The 20,689-nt window shown below is 43.4% G+C and carries 20 protein-coding genes; 10 read left to right on the top strand and 10 right to left on the bottom strand.

Annotation, left to right across the window (positions count from 1 at the left end):
* Window positions 1-77 precede the first annotated feature (77 nt).
* Both GKO22_RS02380 and GKO22_RS02375 read right to left on the bottom strand, forming a co-directional pair.
* Window positions 78-401, bottom strand: coding sequence for a hypothetical protein (locus tag GKO22_RS02380; protein WP_166332490.1), 324 nt, complete (start codon window positions 399-401; stop codon window positions 78-80).
* A 49-nt stretch (window positions 402-450) separates the two neighbouring features.
* Window positions 451-768, bottom strand: coding sequence for a Rieske (2Fe-2S) protein (locus tag GKO22_RS02375; RefSeq protein WP_166332489.1), 318 nt, complete (start codon window positions 766-768; stop codon window positions 451-453).
* Window positions 769-864: 96 nt separating this feature from the next.
* Here GKO22_RS02375 and GKO22_RS02370 point away from each other — a divergent pair, with 96 nt between their 5' ends.
* The 3 genes from GKO22_RS02370 (at window position 865) to GKO22_RS02360 (ending at window position 4,077) form a co-directional block, all read left to right on the top strand.
* Window positions 865-1,713, top strand: coding sequence for a 4-hydroxy-3-methylbut-2-enyl diphosphate reductase (locus GKO22_RS02370; protein ID WP_166332488.1), 849 nt, complete (start codon window positions 865-867; stop codon window positions 1,711-1,713).
* Between the two features lie 70 nt (window positions 1,714-1,783).
* Window positions 1,784-2,821: a ferrochelatase gene (gene hemH, locus GKO22_RS02365; protein ID WP_166332487.1), complete on the top strand. Its 1,038-nt coding sequence runs from the start codon at window positions 1,784-1,786 to the stop codon at window positions 2,819-2,821.
* 5 nt (window positions 2,822-2,826) lie between these two features.
* Window positions 2,827-4,077, top strand: a complete 1,251-nt coding sequence (locus tag GKO22_RS02360; RefSeq protein ID WP_166332936.1) for a metallophosphoesterase — start codon at window positions 2,827-2,829, stop codon at window positions 4,075-4,077.
* Between the two features lie 23 nt (window positions 4,078-4,100).
* On the opposite strand, the gene GKO22_RS02355 is transcribed toward GKO22_RS02360, so the two are convergent.
* Together GKO22_RS02355 and GKO22_RS02350 are read right to left on the bottom strand one after the other, a co-directional pair.
* The gene (locus GKO22_RS02355; protein ID WP_166332486.1) at window positions 4,101-5,288 is read right to left on the bottom strand and encodes a trans-sulfuration enzyme family protein; all 1,188 of its coding nucleotides are present in this window, start codon (window positions 5,286-5,288) and stop codon (window positions 4,101-4,103) included.
* A 75-nt stretch (window positions 5,289-5,363) separates the two neighbouring features.
* Complete coding sequence (locus tag GKO22_RS02350) at window positions 5,364-6,029, bottom strand: TlpA family protein disulfide reductase (RefSeq protein WP_166332485.1); 666 nt, start codon at window positions 6,027-6,029, stop codon at window positions 5,364-5,366.
* Between the two features lie 209 nt (window positions 6,030-6,238).
* Between GKO22_RS02350 and nagB the strand changes: the two genes are divergently transcribed.
* Window positions 6,239-8,155, top strand: a complete 1,917-nt coding sequence (gene nagB / locus GKO22_RS02345; RefSeq protein ID WP_166332484.1) for a glucosamine-6-phosphate deaminase — start codon at window positions 6,239-6,241, stop codon at window positions 8,153-8,155.
* Between the two features lie 74 nt (window positions 8,156-8,229).
* On the opposite strand, the gene GKO22_RS02340 is transcribed toward nagB, so the two are convergent.
* Window positions 8,230-9,846: a S41 family peptidase gene (locus tag GKO22_RS02340; RefSeq protein WP_166332483.1), complete on the bottom strand. Its 1,617-nt coding sequence runs from the start codon at window positions 9,844-9,846 to the stop codon at window positions 8,230-8,232.
* 136 nt (window positions 9,847-9,982) lie between these two features.
* Here GKO22_RS02340 and GKO22_RS02335 point away from each other — a divergent pair, with 136 nt between their 5' ends.
* The 3 genes from GKO22_RS02335 to GKO22_RS02325 all read left to right on the top strand — a co-directional run bounded on the left by GKO22_RS02335 (window position 9,983) and on the right by GKO22_RS02325 (window position 12,584).
* Window positions 9,983-10,552, top strand: coding sequence for a hypothetical protein (locus tag GKO22_RS02335; RefSeq protein WP_166332482.1), 570 nt, complete (start codon window positions 9,983-9,985; stop codon window positions 10,550-10,552).
* Between the two features lie 100 nt (window positions 10,553-10,652).
* Window positions 10,653-12,050, top strand: a complete 1,398-nt coding sequence (gene fumC / locus GKO22_RS02330) for a class II fumarate hydratase (protein WP_166332481.1) — start codon at window positions 10,653-10,655, stop codon at window positions 12,048-12,050.
* Between the two features lie 15 nt (window positions 12,051-12,065).
* Window positions 12,066-12,584, top strand: a complete 519-nt coding sequence (locus tag GKO22_RS02325) for a fumarate hydratase (RefSeq protein WP_166332480.1) — start codon at window positions 12,066-12,068, stop codon at window positions 12,582-12,584.
* A gap of 10 nt (window positions 12,585-12,594) precedes the next feature.
* Here GKO22_RS02325 and GKO22_RS02320 read toward each other — a convergent pair whose 3' ends face one another.
* From GKO22_RS02320 to mutL, 4 genes are read right to left on the bottom strand one after another with little or no spacing between them, the layout of a single operon-like run.
* Entirely contained in the window at window positions 12,595-13,686 is a 1,092-nt protein-coding gene (locus tag GKO22_RS02320; RefSeq protein WP_166332479.1) for an endonuclease/exonuclease/phosphatase family protein, read from the bottom strand.
* Window positions 13,687-13,690: 4 nt separating this feature from the next.
* The gene (locus GKO22_RS02315) at window positions 13,691-14,545 is read right to left on the bottom strand and encodes a rhomboid family intramembrane serine protease (RefSeq protein ID WP_166332478.1); all 855 of its coding nucleotides are present in this window, start codon (window positions 14,543-14,545) and stop codon (window positions 13,691-13,693) included.
* Window positions 14,546-14,571: 26 nt separating this feature from the next.
* On the bottom strand, window positions 14,572-15,285 hold the full coding sequence (locus tag GKO22_RS02310) for a rhomboid family intramembrane serine protease (protein WP_166332477.1): 714 nt from the start codon (window positions 15,283-15,285) through the stop codon (window positions 14,572-14,574).
* A gap of 27 nt (window positions 15,286-15,312) precedes the next feature.
* Entirely contained in the window at window positions 15,313-17,196 is a 1,884-nt protein-coding gene (gene mutL / locus GKO22_RS02305; RefSeq protein WP_166332476.1) for a DNA mismatch repair endonuclease MutL, read from the bottom strand.
* A gap of 203 nt (window positions 17,197-17,399) precedes the next feature.
* Between mutL and GKO22_RS02300 the strand changes: the two genes are divergently transcribed.
* The gene (locus tag GKO22_RS02300) at window positions 17,400-17,822 is read left to right on the top strand and encodes an NAD(P)H-dependent oxidoreductase (RefSeq protein WP_240920085.1); all 423 of its coding nucleotides are present in this window, start codon (window positions 17,400-17,402) and stop codon (window positions 17,820-17,822) included.
* A 66-nt stretch (window positions 17,823-17,888) separates the two neighbouring features.
* A complete protein-coding gene (locus tag GKO22_RS02295; protein WP_166332475.1) occupies window positions 17,889-18,611 on the top strand; it encodes a 3-keto-disaccharide hydrolase in 723 nt (240 codons plus the stop codon).
* A gap of 92 nt (window positions 18,612-18,703) precedes the next feature.
* Here the strand turns inward: GKO22_RS02295 and GKO22_RS02290 are convergent, their stop codons facing one another.
* Window positions 18,704-19,168, bottom strand: a complete 465-nt coding sequence (locus GKO22_RS02290; RefSeq protein ID WP_166332474.1) for a methionine-R-sulfoxide reductase — start codon at window positions 19,166-19,168, stop codon at window positions 18,704-18,706.
* A 225-nt stretch (window positions 19,169-19,393) separates the two neighbouring features.
* Between GKO22_RS02290 and GKO22_RS02285 the strand changes: the two genes are divergently transcribed.
* The gene (locus GKO22_RS02285) at window positions 19,394-20,683 is read left to right on the top strand and encodes a cytochrome c3 family protein (RefSeq protein ID WP_166332473.1); all 1,290 of its coding nucleotides are present in this window, start codon (window positions 19,394-19,396) and stop codon (window positions 20,681-20,683) included.
* Window positions 20,684-20,689 lie beyond the last annotated feature (6 nt).

The raw sequence follows: 20,689 nt of genomic DNA, 5'->3' as shown, positions 1-20,689 counted from the left end.
CACAAATGTAGGGATTAATTTCAACTGTATCACGCAGTTTGATGGGGCGATTGGTTATCATTACGCTATGGTTGATTTTAGAACTGCCCAACCATCTGATAGATTTCAGTCATGTAGCGAGCTTCTTCCAGTGATAGCATGAAGTTTCCCCATTCGGGAAAGGTAAATGTGAGCGCCAATTCGGGAAGCGGTGTCGGCAACATCATACGCGATACGCCATCTGGGCAGGTGAAGAATTTTTCTCGGCCTTTGTACGTATGTACGCCGTTTGCAAATTGTTGAAAGTGCTCCCCATCAAAAGATAGCAAGGTGGAATCTTGCCAGATATAATAGGTTTTGCAGCTTGGACAATAGGTGATATGAGTTTGCCCATTCGAGCTGAGCATTCGGGAATGACACATGTGAAATTTATATTTATTTAGATCAAATATAAATAACTAATTATTGTTCTCAAAATATTTTCCACCAAGGTTTTGTAATACCGACGTACCAACTGCCATTTTCTTGTTTAGTAGGATAGGTATTTATGTAGTTTCCTTGGCCAGGATTTCCTTTGCCCGTCTCGATATCAAAAGCATGGCGGTGAAATGGGCAGATTAATTTCCCATCCTCGCACCAGCCCTGAGATAGGTCAGCACCAGCATGCGGGCATTTTGCGCTCGTAATATGTGGCTGGCCGGACTGGTAAACTAAGCAGAGTTTTTTGCCATCCACTTGGATAGAAGATACGCCTTCGCGTTCTGGAATTTTGAATTCGTGCCAAATCATATATAAAGATGAACAAATTGCACGCATAATCGTTGGATATAAATGCAGATTGACAAAGAGTTGTATCTCGCATCTATTGATTATCTTTGTAACACTATGTCGAAGAATTTACAAGTTACCATTGACAAGGATTCAGGTTTCTGTTTTGGAGTGGTCTATGCCATTGATATGGCCGAGGAGATCTTGGAAGAAGAAGGACAGCTTTATTGTCTGGGCGACATAGTGCATAACGATGAAGAAGTCGCGCGACTAAAAGCGAAAGGCTTGCAGATTATCAGCCATGAAGATCTGCCAGGTTTACAAAATGCTAAAGTGCTGATTCGGGCGCATGGTGAAGCGCCAGAAACCTACAGAACGGCCCTAGAAAATAATATTACGTTGATCGATGCTTCCTGTCCGGTGGTGTTAAAACTGCAAAACCGGATTAAAACTTCTCACGATAACAAAGAGAAAATACTCATTTTCGGTAAGCATGGTCATGCCGAGGTGATTGGGTTGAAAGGGCAAACGAACGATGAAGCGTTGGTGTTTCAAGATATTGCTGAGCTAGACGACGTAGAATTGCCACACTCATTTACCTTGTATAGCCAGACGACTAAAAGTGTCGATAAGTTTTACGCGATCAAAGAAGAATTGATCAATCGTGGTCACGAAGTGAAGGCCAATGATACGATCTGTCGTCAAGTGTCCAATCGCTACGAAGATTTGTTGCATTTTGCCCAAGAATATGACCGTATCGTGTTTGTGTCGGGTAAGAAATCTTCGAACGGTAAAGTCTTATACGATGTGTGCAAATCTGCTAACCCAAATAGCTATTTTGTCTCTGATGTAAGCGAACTGGATGCAGCCGTTTTTCAATCTAATGAATCCGTAGGCATTTGCGGTGCTACATCTACTCCAATGTGGTTGATGAAAGATGTAAAAGCATCAATTGAAGCATTGTAAGGTCATTTTTACATCACATTGCGTGCCTTTAAAGAGCGCGATAATGGAGAAATCTTAAATTTGTTGGTACATGAAGAAGAGTGCAAAAAAAGGCATATTGCTGGTGCAATTAGGTACACCGGATAAGCCTACTACACGCGATGTTGGTCGTTATTTAGATGAGTTTTTGATGGATGGCCGGGTAATTGATATTCCTTACTTTACGCGTAATTTGCTGGTAAAAGGTGCGATCGTGCCGCGAAGAGTGCAAAAATCCGCCGAAACCTACAAAACCATTTGGGACGAAGAGACGGGCTCTCCTCTAATGTATTACAGTATAAAGCAGCAAGAAATGCTGCAAGCGGCTTTAGGTGAAGAATATCATGTGGCATTAGCCATGCGCTATCAAAATCCTTCATTACCTGACGTGCTCGGAGAGATGGAAGGCATGTTGTTGGAATCTATTCGCGTCATTCCGATGTTTCCTCAATATGCTTCGGCTACCACTGGATCAGTGATTGATCGCGTAATGGAGATTGTTCGCACATGGCAATACATTCCTTCGATCAGCTTTGTGAATAGCTTTTGTGATGATGATTTGCTGGTAGATGTCATTGCGGAGCATGCGCAACGTCATGATCTGAATAGCTTTGACCATATCCTTTTCAGTTATCATGGATTGCCGGTAAGGCAATTACAAAAAATCAATCCGCGTAAAGAGGAAGCCCCTTGCGAAAGCCATGGCTGTGCGATATGTCGCGAAGCAACCAATCCGTATTGTTATGTGTCACAATGCTACGCCACCACGCGTGCGATTGTACAGAAATTGGGTCTTAGCCCAGAGCAATACTCCGTCTGTTTTCAATCTCGCTTAGGAAAAACACCTTGGATACAGCCGTATACCTCCGATGCTTTGCACGATCTAGCGACAGCGGGTAAAAAGCGATTGTTGGTATTCAGTCCGGCGTTTGTGGCCGACTGTATCGAGACGCTCGACGAGATACAAGTAGAGTACGCCGATGAATTTAAAGCATTAGGTGGCGAAGAGGTGGCGATGGTAGAAAGCCTAAACCTCAATCCAAAATGGATTGAATCTTTGAAGCGCCTGGCGCTAAATGAAAGGAATTAATTATGATGATTATCTATAATACCATTTTACTATTTGTTTTTGACCTATACATATTCTTCGCGCTGCGCAGCTCGGGAATACAGTTTGCCAAAAAGAAATGGTTTACTTGGGTGTGGTGGGGTTACAGCGCAATCCTAGCAGCAGGAGTGTTTATTTCATATAAATACAGTATTCCATTGATGTACCGTTCCATCATCTTGGTAGCATTTTTTATCACGGTCGTGTGCAAGCTGATCTACGTGATTATCCTTTTGATAGATGATATTCGCCGTGGAGGCGTATGGCTCGCTAGATTATTTCGTAAGAAAGGACCCAGTCCAGTTGTCGAAAAACAAGAAGAGCTGGTAGAAGAAAAAAAACACGGTATTAGCCGATCAGATTTTTTATTAAAGTCGGGTCTTGCCGTAGCATCTATACCTTTTTTTCCGCTTACTTGGGGAGTAGTTTCTAGTGCGTACGATTATAGAATTCGTCATCAGAAATTATACCTTCCCAACTTGCCCAAAGAATTTCATGGTATGAAATTGGGGCAATTGTCGGATGTGCACTCCGGTTCTTTTTACAATCGCAAAGCGGTATTGGGAGGCGTAGAAATGTTGTTGGGTGAGAAACCAGATGTGATCTTTTTCACGGGTGATTTGGTGAATAATGAAGCGTCGGAAATGCGCGATTACCAAGATATATTCGCTAAAGTCAAGGCAGAATTAGGCGTGTTTTCTGTATTGGGGAATCATGATTATGGCGATTATAAGTACGGTTTTGAAGATTCGGCCGCGAAGCGTAAGAACTTTCAAAATCTAGTAGATACCCACAAAGTCATGGGCTGGGATCTACTTCGTGATGAAAATCGCCGTATCACGATGGGAAGCGAAAGTATCTCTATTGTGGGTGTCGAAAACTGGGGTATGGGTCGTTTTCCAAAAAAAGGAGATTTGGATAAAGCATTGCAAGGTACCGATGAAGATGCGGTCAGATTGTTGATGTCGCACGATCCATCACATTGGCGCGCACAAGTATTAGATAGCGATGTCGACGCGATGTTTGCTGGTCATACGCACGGCATGCAGTTTGGTGTGCGTGCCGAACATTTTCAGTGGAGTCCAGCGCAGTATATCTATCCAGAGTGGGCAGGTTTGTACAAAGAGGGAAACAAGCAATTGTATGTGAATACAGGCTTTGGCTTCTTAGGTTATCCAGGCCGTGTGGGCATACTACCAGAGATTACGATCTTCGAATTGCTGCGCGGCGAAGCGTAATATGCCACCGCGAAGACTGCACGTTATTGTATGGATTCCAGCGCTTGTTGCAGATCTGCTTTGAGATCGTCAATATGCTCAATCCCGACGGAGATGCGCAGCAAACCTAAAGGGAAAGCTGGTTTGCTTTGTGTTCCGGGCTGCTGTGTAGAATTCCACAAACTAGCTGGATGCGTTATCAATGATTCTACGCCGCCCAAGCTTACTGCATTGGCAAAGATCTCGAGTTTCTCTAACAGACGTTGCGCATTGGCGTAAGCCTTTTGTTCATCCTCTCCAGCCAATTCTATCGACAGCATTCCGGTAAATCCACGCATTTGTTTACTGGCCAAGGCATGTTGCGGATGCGAAGGCAAACCCACATAAGTGACTTTTTGAACACTCTTTTTTCCACCCAGCCAAGTCGCTAGTTCTAGCGCATTTTCATTGATTTGTTTGATACGGAGCGAGAGCGTTTTGAGTCCGCGTAGTAATAGCCAAGAATCCATCGGGCTGAGCGAAGCGCCTAACAGCAGTGATCTGCGCCAAGCTTTATGAATAAATTCCTTGCTGCCACAGATTGCGCCAGCGGTCAAATCGCTATGGCCGCCCAAATACTTCGTGGCACTATGTACCACGGCATCGATTCCAAAATCGATGGGCGTTTGGTTAATCGGGGAAGCAAACGTATTATCAACTAGGGTGAAGATCTGATTTTTTCGCGCCAATTGCGTCACCGCTTCCAGATCCGTGATTTCTAGATTGGGATTAGACGGCGTTTCCAAATAAATCAACTTCGTGTTTTTCTGAATCGCCTGCTCAAATTCAGCGATGTTTGTCTGATCTACATGCGTTACTTCGATGCCGTAAGCAGGGAGAAATTCTCGGAAGAAAACCTGTGCAGCAGCATAATGCGCCTTTTGCACAATGACGTGATCTCCTGCTACGACGGTAGCCAGCACTGCAGTAGAAATCGCCGCCATACCGGTAGCCAGTAAAAGCGCATCTTCCGATTTTTCTAGCTTAGCTAAAAGCTCGCCGAGCTGGCTGTTGGTTGGATTACCATGTCTATGATAGAAATAGGGAGATTTGGTTCCAGTAGCATCAGATAATTGTTCCTCCATAGTCTCGGCCGCCAAGTAAGTCGCCGTCTGATAAATGGGCGGTGTCACCGCTCGTGTATCATTGTACTGCTCGCCCTCGTGAATCAAATCCGTTTCTACTTTTCTCATAAACTCATTTTTTTCTAATATAAGAAAAAGTCTGGCAAGATAGTAGACTATTTAGTTAGTGGCTTTTTGGCAGAATTACAACACTTCCATCAACTTGGCACGAAGGGCGTCGCCATGCAGATTGCGGCCGATGATGATGCCTTGAGGATCTACCAAGATATTTTGAGGAATCGCTTTGACACCATAGATCAAGCTCGCGTAGTTATTCCAGCCCTGCAAATCCGAGATATGCTTCCAAGTCAGGTTGTCATCTTTTACCGCTTTAGCCCAATTTTCGAATTCTGAGTCGAAGGAAATACCTAATATTTCAAAGTTTTTGCCCTTAAATTCTTCATAAAGCGCCACCAATTTTGGATTTTCTTCGCGACAAGGTGGGCACCAACTCGCCCAAAAATCGACCAACACATATTGTCCTTGCAGATCAGATAGTGCATATGGCGATCCTTCTAGATCAAACTGGGTAATGCTAGGTGCTTTCTTGCCGACCGAACTATTTTCTAACGCTTGTAGGTATCGATCAAAAATCTGCCCTTGCGTGCTTTTACGAACTTTTTTGTCCAGTTTCTTAAAAAGCAGGGTCAGTTCTTTGTAATCCGGATCGTAGCCGCCAACTTTCTGAATCAATGCAATGCTACCCACATCCTGGGGATTTGCAGTTATTTTTTCTACTAATTCTTCTTTGGATTGCGAAAAGGCCATGATGGGTAGGCAAAATATCAGGAATGCAAGTAGTGACTTCATAGATTTATCGTTTTTGTAAATTTAATTAAAGTTAGACTGACGATGTGCAAAAAGTTTAAATATGACGTATGTCTCAGAGCTGCATTTATTTAATTCCGTAGCAGTTCGAATATTTTTGATCGATATTTCTTCGATTCAGCCAAAATTTTCTGTGTTTTTCGTTACATTTGCTATTCTATCACTACCGTAATAAAACTTATTTTAATAGAATGGCCAGATTAAATTTATTGGAAGAAACTCGGTTTGAGAAGGTGCCTGTGAAGGTATATCCAACAGCAGATGAAGCGTCGATCGACGTAGCCCATCGTATTTCACACTTAATTCAAAGCAAACAACACAATGGTGAAAAAGCAATCTTAGGCTTGGCTACCGGTGCTACGCCGATCAAAGTGTATCGTGAGCTAGTGCGTTTGCACCGCGAGGAAGGATTAAGCTTTCAAAATGTTGTCACGTTCAACTTGGATGAATATTATCCAATGCATCCGATGGCAGATCAGAGCTACGTTTCTTTCATGAAAAAACATCTGTTTGATCTGGTTGATATTCCTACTGAAAATATTCATATTCCAGATGGTACCGTTCCTGCAGATCAGGTACATGCTTACTGTGAAGAGTACGAGCGCAAGATCAGCAGTTATGGCGGTTTAGATATTCAATTATTAGGTATTGGTCGTACAGGTCACATCGGTTTCAATGAGCCTGGTTCTGCGCCCAACTCTGGAACGCGCTTAGTCACTTTAGATGATTTGACGCGTAGAGATGCGTCTAGAGATTTTGGTGGTAAGGAAAATGTACCTACTAAGGCCATTACGATGGGAGTTGGTACGATCTTCAAAGCCAAAGAGATTATCTTGATGGCTTGGAATGAGAAGAAAGCCGAGATTGTTAAGAAAGCTATTGAAGGGGAACTTTCGGCAGATATCCCAGCTACCTACCTGCAACTTTCTGATAATGTAGAATTCATCTTAGATCAAGATGCGGCTTCTTTATTGACGCGTTTTGATACGCCTTGGTTGGCCCAAGATGTAGTCTGGACAGACGAATTAGCCAAAAAAGCGGTTGTTTGGCTTTCTTTGGAATTGGATAAAGCGATTCTGAAATTGACGGACGACGATTATAATACACACGGTATGGCGCAGTTGGTGACCGAAAAAGGACCGGCTTACGGTATCAATATCCGCGTGTTCAACGAATTGCAACGCACCATTACGGGTTGGCCAGGCGGTAAGCCAGGAGTAGATGATTCCAATCGTCCAGAGCGTGCTAATCCCGCTTCTAAAAATGTGATTCTCTTCTCTCCACATCCAGATGATGATGTGATCTCGATGGGCGGTACGTTTATTCGCTTGGCAGATCAAGGCCATCAGGTACATGTGGCATACCAGACTTCTGGCAATACCGCGGTATGGGACGATGATGTATTACGCTATTTGGAGTTTGTGATTGATTTTGCGTCTAGCGCTGAGGAAAAAGAAGCCAAACAAAAAATATATGACGAAGCTAGAACATTCTTCGAGTCTAAAAAACCAAATCAGGTGGATCCAGAAGTGATCCGTACGATCAAAGGTTTGATTCGTAAAGGAGAAGCTATTGCTGGAGCACGTTTTGTCGGATTGCCAGATGAGCATATTCATTTCCAAGATTTGCCATTCTATGATCGCGGTAAATTTTCTAAAGAAGTGGATTTTGAAGACGATATCCAACAAACCATGGAACTACTTCGTCGGGTAAAACCACACCAAGTGTTTGCAGCAGGTGATTTTGCCGATCCACATGGCACGCACCGTGTATGTTTTGATATTATCCTGCAAGCATTGATCCGCTTGAGAGAAACGGATGAATGGACGAAAGATTGTTGGTTGTGGTTGTACCGTGGCGCATGGCACGAATATCCTATCCACGAGATCGAAATGGCGGTGCCGCTTTCTCCACAAGAGGTGAAGCGCAAGCGTATTGCGATCTTTAAGCACCAATCGCAGAAAGATGTGCCGGTATTCCCTGGAGATGATCCACGTGAATTCTGGGTGCGTGCAGAAGATCGTACGAGCGAGACAGCAGGTTTATATCACCAACTTGGACTGGCAAACTACGAGGCTATTGAAGCATTCGTGCGCTGGAAATTCTAGTCATTGACAATTCATGGTGCGAAAGCACCAACAGATATAAAGATGAGCCTTTCGGAAATGATTTTTCGGAAGGCTTATTTTTGTACGATCAATTGGGGCGCTAGGGCTTCCATCGCTTTGCGAATGTATTTGTCATCGCGGTTTTTGACCTTGAAATATGCCTCGCGCCCAAAATAATAACGTCCGACCAGCGCTTCGATATCTGTTTGAATCAGATCATGCAGATCGCGTTGTTTTTGTGCAGAAACTTCGATACCTCCTGTTTTGTTCAGGAACTCAATAAAGGCCAAATATTCGGTATAAGGTAAATTGTAACCCTGTAGAAAGTTCTCGATAGAATAGGCAGGGAGCTGCTTGGTGAATCGTTCGTAGACGAATTGATCCAAGTAATTTGATTTTGAGATTTGTTGATACAACAAGCTCAATTCGTTGTAATCTCGTGGAATGAGAATATCCGGTACAATACCTCCACCAGAATAGACTTCGCGACCCATGCCGGTTTTGTACGCCTGTCCATGCGCGTACAATGTATCCAATGCCCACAATCCTTTGTACAAACTGGTCTTCGCATCCATATTGGACCAGTTGGCGCTATATTTTTTCTGAATGCTTCTGCCTAGCGGCGTAAAGTATTTGGCAATGCTGAGATTAATCGTAGATCCGTCCGCAAAATCAAATTGCTCTTGCACAATCCCTTTTCCATAGCTGCGACGACCGATAATCGTGCCGCGATCCCAATCCTGAATAGCTCCCGCCACGACTTCACTAGCCGATGCCGTGCGATCATTGACCAATATCACCAATTTGCCATCCTTAAATTCCCCAGTACGCTCTGAAAAATATTCGCGTCGCTTTTCATGCGCACCTTCTGTATACACGATGAGGCGTTTGTCCGAGAAAAATTCGCCCGCCAATTGTATCGCAACATGAAAATATCCGCCACCATTGTCCCGGAGATCAAGGATTAAGTTTTGCGCTCCTTGTTTTTTCAACTGTATGATAGCCGATCGAAATTCATCAGCGGTACGCTGACCAAACCTACGGATGCGAACGAATCCTACGGTTGGCTCGATCATGTAGGCTACGTCCAATGAACTGACATTGATCTGATCGCGCGTCGCTTTGATAGGCACTGGAAGCTCGATGTTCTCTCGTTTGATGTGGAAGCTGACCTCCGAGCCGCGATTGCCACGGATCAACTTGTCTACTTCTTCTTTAGAAACGCCTACACCAGCGAGTTGCTTATTGCCTATACGCAAGATACGGTCCCCCACTTTGAAGCCGGCTTTATCAGCTGGTCCATTGGTAATCAATCCCACGATCAAGAGTGTGTCGTTCAGGTTGAAGTATTCCATTCCAATGCCTTCAAAAGTTCCTTCGAGGATTTCGGTTTGAGACTGAGATTCTTTCGGAAGTAAAAAGCTAGAATAAGGATCTAAGTGGGCAATAATATGATTAATCGCTCCATTTTGTATCGAATCGGTATTGATGCTATCCACATACGCGGCAGAGATCAGATCGACCACCTGTTGCAGCTTGTACGTATTATCAGAAAGGCCAATAGGTACGAGGGTATTTCCTGGCTTATTACCTTGCTGATCTGCATAGTTTTGCCCTAAAATTAACCCCAGCACTAATGTCGCGCCATAAGTGGCGGCAACAAAAATATTTTTCCTAGTCTCCTTCTGCATTTACGTGGTTTGGAAAGCAAAATTACTTGCAATATCACACTATTTAAAATGTAATAACAATTATTTTACGTACAAAATACAGTCCAACATGTTTTTATAAAAATAAATAAATTGTAATATTTGAAAAAATCTTTAAATGCACGAAATAGAGCCTTTTTACAGCTGGAGAGATGATTACATTGCGTCAGAAGATGAGCGCAGTCCATTCTATGGAATGGAGTATAGTGAGTTTGAGTTTGATAAGAAGATCTACAATTTTCTACTGCATCCGCAATGGGATGAATTTGGGTCGCATACGCTATACCTCAAAGTTTTGTACGCCGACTATGATCGCGGATACGCGATTATCGAGCTGATCGGAGAGTGGAACGATGCCATCTACAACGATGTCATGATGATGAAGCGAGAGCTCATCGACGTGATGATCAATGCGGGCGTTACCCAGTTTGTATTGATCGGAGAAAACGTGTTGAACTTTCATGCCTCGGACGATTCGTATTACGAAGAGTGGTTTCAGGATATCGAGGATGGTTGGATAGCTGGAGTCAATTTTCGTCCGCACGTGATCGAGGAGTTTGTGCGCAATCAGATCGATTATTATGTGAGTTTTGGCGATTACCTCAATGATTTTCCTTGGCGCACGCTCAAGCCCAAACAATTGTATCATCATATCAAGGAACACCTCAACAGAAGATTGGGTATGTGACCTTAATGTGACATTTCAGTTTGCCTGCGGTGGTTTACACATTCCCCAAAAAGGCTTATTTTCATTAACTTTGCTTTATACATAACAATCATATTTTACTATGTCATTCAGAATCGAGAAGGATACGATGGGCGAAGTCCAAGTGCCTGCAGACAAATACTGGGGAGCACAAACGGAGCGTTCACGCAATAATTTTAAAATAGGTCCTTCGGCCTCTATGCCGAAAGAAGTGATCGATGGTTTTGCTTACTTGAAGAAAGCTGCTGCTTATGCGAACTACGATTTGGGCGTGTTGCCTGTAGAGAAAAGAGATACCATCGCAGCGGTTTGTGATGAAATATTAGCAGGCAAGCTAGATGAGCATTTTCCATTAGTGATCTGGCAAACAGGTTCTGGTACGCAGTCGAACATGAACCTGAACGAGGTCATTGCCAATCGTGCGCAAGTACTAGCTGGCGGTCAGATCGGTGAAGGTGAGGCGATCTTGAAAGCGAATGACGATGTGAATAAGTCACAATCTTCTAACGATACGTATCCGACAGGAATGCATATTGCCGCGTACAAAGCAGTAGTAGAAACAACCATCCCTGGCGTGACGCAATTGCGCAATACCTTGGCGAAGAAAGCCGCTGATTTCAAAGAAGTGGTGAAAATTGGTAGAACGCACTTAATGGATGCTACGCCAATCACTTTAGGACAAGAAATCTCTGGTTATGTAGCGCAATTGGATTACGGTTTGCGTTCGTTGAATAGCAGCCTTTCTCACTTATCCGAAATCGCATTGGGCGGTACCGCTGTAGGTACAGGGTTGAATGCGCCAGAAGGTTATGATGTGTTGGTCGCTAAATACATTGCTGAATTCACAGGACATCCATTTGTAACGGCTCCTAACAAATTTGAGGCGTTGGCAGCACACGATGCGATTGTAGAATCTCACGGTGCATTGAAGATGTTGGCGGTTTCTTTGAATAAAATTGCGAATGATGTCCGTATGTTGGCATCAGGTCCGCGTTCGGGAATTGGTGAAATATTGATTCCAGAAAACGAGCCAGGATCTTCTATCATGCCTGGAAAAGTAAACCCAACGCAATGTGAGGCATTGACGATGGTGGCAGCACAGGTAATGGGTAACGATGTCGCCATCACGATCGGTGGTACGCAAGGACATTATGAGTTGAACGTATTCAAACCTTTGATGGCGTACAACTTCTTGCAGTCGGCACGCCTAATCGGAGATGCCTGTATGTCGTTTGATGAGCATTGTGCACAAGGAATCGAGCCTAATCATACGCGTATCAAAGAGTTGGTAGACAACTCCTTGATGTTGGTAACTGCACTGAACACAAAAATCGGTTATTACAAATCGGCCGAAATCGCGCAAACAGCGCATAAGAATGGTACAACCTTGAAAGAGGAAGCCGTTCGCTTGGGTTACGTCACTGCGGAAGATTTTGATGCGTGGGTGCGCCCAGAGACGATGGTTGGAAACATCAAATAGTATATTATTTTTACGATGATAAATAGATATCGTAGCCAAGCATGCCTACTTTTAGTGGGCATGCTTTTGTTTTCTGCTAGCTGTGTGCGGCAATCCGAAATGCAAACTACAGGAGCTGATTTTTTTCAGGGCGAGTGGGTGCAGGATTCCATTCCCGGTCAAGAGCAGATGCTGCATTATACCTTGCACGAATTCAAGGTGACCTGTGATTCTATTTATGCCACACTGCGGGTCAATTCGACGGTGAAAAACATGTCGGATAGCTGTTTTGGGTCTGGTAGTTGGACAGAATATGCCAAGGGCGTCTATGTGGTACGGGGCGATAGCTTAATTGTGGATGGCTTGTACACTAAACCCAATTTTAAACAAAAGATTTCTGGTTGTTATCGATCTGGAACGTATATTCCAAGATTCAAAATAACGGCACAAAGCGCGGATAGTGTGGTGCTAGAAAGCCGCTTCGATCAGCGACCTATCGTCATCCGCAAAACGGCAGATATTACTTGCGTGCCCAAGCCACGTTGGGAATATTAAAATAGAAATTTTAAAGTTTCACATCTGCCCAGATCGGGTAGTGATCGGAAAACTTGCGTTTTACGATGCCGTAATCCAATACATCATAGTCAGAAAAGATATAATCGATCTGTAGTATTGGGAATACCTCAAAGTGGGTAACGCCCCAGCCATTGCCTTTCTTTTGGAAGGCATTGTTCATGTTTTTTCCGATCGTATTCACGCTAAACGACATCGGCGTATCGTTGAAGTCGCCCATCACCAACTTAGGATGTTTGGTCGTCTCAAAATGAGCTAAGAGATATTCCACTTGTCTGCTGCGGTAATAAAAGGCATCTTTCAATTTACGGCCTACGCGTTTACCAGCTGCTTTTTCATCATCGGCACCAGACGGGTTTTTAATGAAATCTTTGTCTTCGTCTTGCAACAAGAAAGAACGTAAGTGCACATTATATACTCTAATCGTGTCCTGATCTTTGACAATATCCGTAAATACAATACGGTTGATCCCGTAAGAATAGTCATTGATTACGCCCGCATCTACAATCGGATATTTGGAAAACGTCACATGTCCGTAGCCGTGATACGCATTTTCATTGGCCGGAGAAAAGTAGTAATCTTTAAAATCGCAGGCCTTCTTCATCTTTTCGGTGAATTTCTGTTCGCCAGTCACCGTGCTCTGAAACTCCTGCATGCACAGCACATCAGGCTGATGGTCTTGCACGAGCTTAATCACGCTATCTTGCGTTTGCGTATTCTTATCCTGAATCGCCTGAAAGAGATGTACGTTGTAAGACATTACCCGAAGGGTGCTATCTTCTGCGGTTGCTGCCGCTGTGCTACTATTAAATGTAATATGCTTGGTCATCAACGGCCAGCCAATCAATATGGCGACGAGCGATGCAATGGCAAATTTGGGTTTCTTAATAAGCCAATAAAATACAAAGACGATATTAGCGAGAAGAATAGGAGGGTAGGCAAGACCAAAAATTGCGGTCGGCCAGAAGAAGGTCGGATTTACAAAAGATGCCGAATAACTGGCAAATAGCGCCAATAATGCAAGCGCATTGAGCAGCAAGATCAATTTACTAAAAAAACCAAGTTTATTCGTATGTCTGGGCATGGTACTACTTTTCCTGCTTGCTGGCTTTAAAGAGGATTTCTTTTTCAAAAGCGCTTAGACTGTCATATCCATTGAGTGATATTTTGTCTAAGATCTCATCGATGACCTCCTGATTGGGAAGATCTGCTCGGTAACTTTTGTATGTTGGCCCTGTCGGTTTGTGATGTACTACCTTTAGTGAATGTCTCTTTTTCTTACGAAGCAAAAGGCTCCAATCATTCCCCTGTTTTAGTGCGTGCATAAAGCCGACCCCCCAAATGATAGCAACCGCATAAGCTCCAGCAGCAGATTGATCATTTAGGGTATAATAACCCAATTGTAATGCCAAATATATCAGACCGATGGTGCGTAAGCGTACATTACCAAATAAAAACAATCGAATCTCGGTTTCTGGCACTAGAATCAGTAATGATCCAATCACAGCAGCATTAGCTACTGCTCCACTGTAGAGATAAGAAGCGCCTTGCTGCGCGAATACTTGGAGCTGACCCATGCCCAGATACATGAACGCTCCCCATATGATCGCACCAATATATACCGTAATCAATTGACGCGTTTGCAGCAGATTGAGGAAAATACGCCCCGTCCAATACAGCCACAAGCAGTCAAACAGTAATTCTAATAAATTCTGATTGAGAAAAGAATACGTGAGTAATGACCAAGGTTGCTGTAAGAAAACCGAAAAAGATTTGGGGAGACTCAGCAAAGCCAAGGTTTGATCAAATAGGGGCAATGTGATGGTCTCTGTGTCGTACAACAGATCAAAGATGTAGATCAGTACGAATAGCAGAATTTTCGTCGAGATAATATAGGGTACAGGAGATCCGGAACGATACGTCGTTCGCAAAAATTCCTTCAAAGTCCCTTCGTTATACATCACCTATTCTAATAAAAGTTGGTACGTCTGATTCCCCAAGCTTTGAGTAGGATAAAACCACAAACAGCACCGCCTACGTGCGCTAAATGCGCAATGGAGGAGCCACTCTGAGCAAAGCCAAGATAAATTTCAATCAAGATATAGCCGCCTACAAAATATTTGGCCTTGATAGGCACGGGAATAAATAGGAACTGCAACGGCATATTAGGGTATAAGTATGCGAATGCCAATAAAAGTCCGAAAATAGCTCCGGATGCACCCACCATTGGTGTTGTGTATACCGAACGAAGTAAGTCATAACTATCTGGATCCATCGGACGAGTTGGACGTACGCTATTGCTATACACGTCAATTTCTAGCCAGTCGCGTGCGCTGATAGTACCCGTTGCCTGATATACTTCCACGGCTTGCACGCCATATTGCAATACTAACGCACCTAAACCACATATCAAATAATAATTCAGAAAGCGCTTGTTGCCTAGTACTTGCTCAATGATAGATCCGAACATGACCAAGGCAAACATATTAAAGAAGATATGCATTAAATTGCCATGCATAAACATATACGTGATGGGCTGCCAGATCTTGAATAAAGGAGAGTCCGGATAAAAAACACCAAAGAAGAAGGTAGATCCAGAAAAAATTGCTGACCCGACAAAGAATATCACATTAATAATAAGCAGGTTCTTGGCAATAGGAGGTAAGTTATTCAACGGATTCATACAATCTTTAAAGTATAGTTTTTGTTATTATAATGTTTTTGCAAATCGCTCTGCCAGCTCTTGCAGCGTAAACGTGATGATGATCGGCTTTCCTTGCAAAGAGATGTTCGGTACGGCACAGGCAAATAGTTTGTCTATCAAATCTGCCATCGAGGCATGGTCAAGTGCTGTGCCAGTTTTCAGCGCAGCACTACGCGCCAAGCTTTTTGCCAGATTTTCGCGTTTGCTCATTTTGAGCTCATCCTTATTGTTTTTAAAATCTTCGAGCAATTGCTCAATCACCGTAGTCTCGTTCAGGTGATTGCCCACATCCGCCGGAATACCGTCTACAATATACGTTGTTTTTCCAAATGGGCGTAATTGAAATCCTAGAGACTGTATATCTGGTAATATCTCCTGCATCAATGCCGCGTCGGAATTGCTTAATTCGATCGTTTGTGGGAACAAACTTTGCTGGCTCAACCCTTGCTGACGTTCCAGATGTTCCACAAATTGCTCATACAAAATGCGTTCGTGCGCGGCTTGCTGATCAATCAGCATAAAACCCGAATGGATCTGCGATACAACGTATCTGTTATGCAGTTGAAAAGGTTGCTTGACGACTCTGGTTTTGATTTCTTCTTGCTCCGCCGGTTCTCGTTCTTCAGTAGGGATTAACGGCAATTGTTGTGCAGCGTTATCCTGTTCGGTAATCTGATATAAGGTGTCCCAGTTTTGCGGGATAGCGGTTTTTTTCTCAAATCCCATCGCGTAATCTGCACTACGCGTAGAGGTGCGCGTGCTACTACCGCCTTCCGATTCAAATGGGTTGAAACTCGGGTTGAACGTAATCGTTGGTGCTTGGATCTCGTCCAACGGTTTTTGGGAGATCATATGATTAAAGCTCGTCTCCTGATTGAAATCCAGCGTAGGAGCGATATTGTATCGACCCAACGAACGCTTTACGGCCGAACGAAGAATGGCATAGATGGATTTTTCATCCTCATACTTGATCTCCGTTTTCGTCGGATGTACGTTGATATCGATCTTCGCAGGATCAATATCTATGCATAGCACATAAAAAGGGAATGAATCAGAGGGAAGAATATCTTCAAACGCATTCATCACCGCGTGATTCAGATATGGATCTTTTACAAAGCGTTTGTTTACAAAGAAAAACTGCTCACCGCGCGTTTTCTTCGCAAACTCCGGTTTCCCTACAAAACCCTGAATACGCAAGATTGTCGTATCCTCTTCGACGGGTACCAAGCGTTGGTTGTAGCTATTTCCAAACAAATGTACAATACGTTGTTTCAATACCTCTTTGGGTAGGCGAAAAACTTCGTTGCCATCGCTATGCAAAGAGAAGCTAATTTCGGGGTGCGCTAAAGCGACACGCTGAAATTCGTCAATGATATGGCGCATCTCCACCGCATTGCTCTTTAGGAAATTGCGGCGAGCGGGTATATTGTAAAAAAGATTTTTGATGCAGATATTGGTTCCGGCAGGAATATTTTCTGGGTATTGATCCAATACAGTAGAGCCTTCGATTTGTACAATCGTGCCCAGCTCATCTTCGACTCGTCTGCTGCGCAATTCCACATGGGCAATAGCGGCAATAGAAGCCATCGCTTCACCACGAAATCCCATCGTGCGGATGGCAAATAGATCTTCTGCTTTCCGAATTTTTGAAGTAGCGTGCCTTTCAAAACAAAGGCGTGCATCTGTCACGCTCATGCCACAGCCGTTGTCGATCACTTGGATCAGCGATTTTCCGGCGTCTTTTACGATCAGTTTGATCTGATCTGCTCCAGCATCAATCGCATTCTCCACCAGTTCTTTCACAGCCGAAGCGGGTCGTTGTACAACTTCTCCAGCAGCGATCTGGTTGGCCACAGCATCTGGCAATAGTTGAATGATATCCGACGTCATAACGCGAAGTTACAAAAATGCTTTATTATCACTGGATGACATTAGTCGAAAAATAAAGCGTTATATTGGATTTGAAAATAAGAAATAGTGGAATGGAGAAGATCTTAGTTATAGTCATACATCCCGATTTAGAAAATTCGGTCATCAATAAAAGATGGATGAGTGCTTTACAGCAAAATCCGGAGCGATAACATGTACATGATTTGTATCGGGAATATCCCACCGGCGTAATCGACGTAGCGGCAGAACAACAGCTCATCGAACAATACGATAAAATTGTGTTCCAATTTCCATTCCATTGGTTTAGCAGTCCACCACTTTTTAAAACATGGCTGGACAAGGTGTTTACCTATGGTTGGGCGTACGGTAGTAAAAGTGGTTTTAAAATGGCAGGCAAGAAAATTGCGCTCGCAATTTCTGTCGGTGTTGCTGAAGAAATGTATAACGCCGAAGAAAAGTATAAATATACGTTGGAAGAGTTAACAAGACAATTCGAACTGACTTTTGATTACGTAAAAGCGGATTATCGGCCATTGTTTGCGTACTATGGTCTGGAGTTGAATGCGGAGGAATCGTGGATCGCTCAGAGTGTGCCTTTCTATATGGAGTATCTAGATGCTTTGTAACATCTGCCGATGGCATCCGCTGTTTTCTTGATGCAATTACTATCTTGTGAGCTCAATATAAACTTTATGAGAATAGTATTTAATATCCTACTTGTCTTACTCATTTCTAGCTGTGTGCAGTCGGAGCAAAAACAAACGGTAGCGGCGCAAGAAGGTAAAGTAGGAGAGTGGCATGATTTATTGCACGGTGATTCGTTGACGGGTTGGCATTTGTACAATGCTGGAAATGCAGCTTCCAAATGGAAACTGCAACAAGGCGAGTTGATCTGCGATCCGCACAAGTCGGATGGCGTATTCGGTGATCTCATCACCGATAAAGAATACCAAGATTTTGAATTGGATCTGGAGTGGAAAGTGAATAAGGGCGGAAATAGCGGCATTCTGATTAATGTAAAAGAAGATTCGGCTTATGCGGCTACTTTTGCGACAGGCTTGGAGATGCAATTGTTGGATAATCAATTTGCTGAGCCGCGGCATCAACGGGATTCTACGCACTGGGCGGGCTGCTTGTATTCGGTAGATTGTAAGGCAGAAAATTCTTTGCCATTGCCCTACGGGCAATGGAATAAAGCACGTATTGTACAACAAAAAGGAAAAGTAAGCTTTTGGTTGAATGACAAATTGACTTTCGAACGCGAAGTGGATTCACCTGCGTTTCACGAATTAGTGAGCAATAGTCCAATTACGGCTTATCCTGACTTTGGAAAGTATGCTTCAGGTAGGATTGCTTTACAAAACCATACCGACTCCGTATCCTTTCGGAATATCCGGATCAAGGAACTGCGTTAAGGATTTAATTCCGATTCCTTATACAAAAAGGCGACATTGCACTTGCTACAATGTCGCCTTTTTGTAAGTTACAGTCCGGCTAGATATAGTATTTATTCCACGACTTCCGGTACAAACTTCATCGAGATGGAGTTCACGCAATGACGTGTATTCTTCGCTGTAAAACCTTCGCCGTTAAATACATGGCCTAAATGCGCGCCGCAAGCGTTGCATAGGATTTCGGTGCGCCGACCATCCGCATCCGTATCGCGCCGTACCGCTCCTTCTATTTCGTCGTCGAAGCTTGGCCAGCCACAGAAAGATTCAAACTTATCTTCTGATCGGTATAAAGGAGCGTCACAGCGCTTACACAAATACGTGCCTTGTTGTTTGTTGTCCAACAAGTCGCCCGTGAATGGTCGCTCTGTTCCTTTATCCTCAATTACATATTTCTCTTCTGCGGTTAATTCGTTATACTTGCCGTTGTTCATTTCTGTTCGTTTTTTAGTGGATTCACTACCACAATTCACTTGTAGCAATGAAATCCAAATGATGCCCAAAATTATAAGTAATTTCATGCGTAAATTGTTTACATCTGTATACAAAAATACGAAATAAACCCATTTAAATGCCGTTTTAAGGCTATTATTTAGAACGGTTATAAATTAAACTATTCAGTCACCAAATTGTCAGGGATTGTTTAAATAGTTATACTTTTGTGCAAAGTTTAGTGGGGTGAAAACTCTACTTTCAAAGAGATTTTGAATATATCATACACATTAAAATAGTATAAAGTGCTAAATATGAGAAATATCTCATCCGTTTTGGGAAAGCTGGCGAAGTCAATATCAGTTGGTTTGGTGTTGTTGTTTGCCGTTACAAGTGTATCAAATGCGCAGGATGCCTCTAATGGAGGTGCTCTTTTTAAAGCAAACGCGTGTAATTCTTGTCACGCTGTTGGTCGTCAGTTGACGGGGCCAGATTTGGCAGGATTAACCGATCGTCGTGAAGAGTCTTGGATTATCAAGTGGGTGCACAATCCACAAGGGATGGTCGATTCTGGCGATCCACAAGCCGTGGAGTTAAAAGGAAAGTTCCCTACAATGATGGCTCCTTACAGCCACCTATCTGATGATGATGTACGTGATATCATCGCGTACCTTCAAGCAGAAGAGGCAAAGGCGGCTGCCAAGAAAGAGCAAGCTGCGGCGCAAGGTGGTGGTGCAGGTGGTAGCCAAGGTGCAAGTACATTGATGATTGTCATTGTATCTGTATTGGTGGTTATCGTGGTAGGTGTTTCTATCTTATTGTCTCGTATCACGAAGACTTTAGAAAAAGTAATCGATACCAACAAAGAATCAATTGACGTAGCTACAGCAGAATATGCTGCTCGCGGATCGAAGTTTGGTCAGTTTGCCAAAGCATTCGTTCGCAATAAGAAATTGGTATTCTTTGCGGTCTTGATGATTGTGGCACTTCTAGGTGTTGTCGGTTGGAAGACGGGTTGGAATGTGGGTGTGCATCAAGGTTATCAGCCGGTACAGCCTATTAAATTCTCGCACCAGATTCACGCTGGTGTTAATCAGATCGAGTGTCAATACTGTCACGGCGGTGCGTTCAAATCTAAGAATGCATCTATTCCGTCTGCAAACGTATGTATGAACTGTCATAATACCATTACTGCTGGTGATCACTATGATAATGATAGTGGTATCTCTCCAGAGATTGCCAAATTGTACCGCGCGGTAGATTGGGATCCAGAGACACGTACTTACGGTAACGATACCCGTCCGATTGAGTGGATCAGAATCCACAACCTTCCAGATTTCGCTTATTTCAACCACTCACAACACGTTGTTGTTGCAGGTGTAGAATGTCAGACTTGTCATGGTCCGATCGAATCCATGGAAGAAGTATATCAATATTCTCCACTAACCATGAAATGGTGTATCGATTGTCACCGCGAAACTTCGGTAGACACCGACAATCAGTACTACGATCAATTAATCGAGGCACACGATAAATTGAAAAAAGGAGAGAAAATGACAGCCGCAATGATCGGTGGTCTAGAGTGTGGTAAGTGTCACTATTAATCAAAT

Origin of the sequence: Sphingobacterium chungjuense, assembly GCF_011316935.1 — a bacterium.
Classification (GTDB): Bacteria; Bacteroidota; Bacteroidia; order Sphingobacteriales; family Sphingobacteriaceae; genus Sphingobacterium; species Sphingobacterium chungjuense.
The sequence above is the reverse complement of the archived record's forward strand: the minus strand, read 5'-3'. Positions and strand labels throughout refer to the sequence as shown.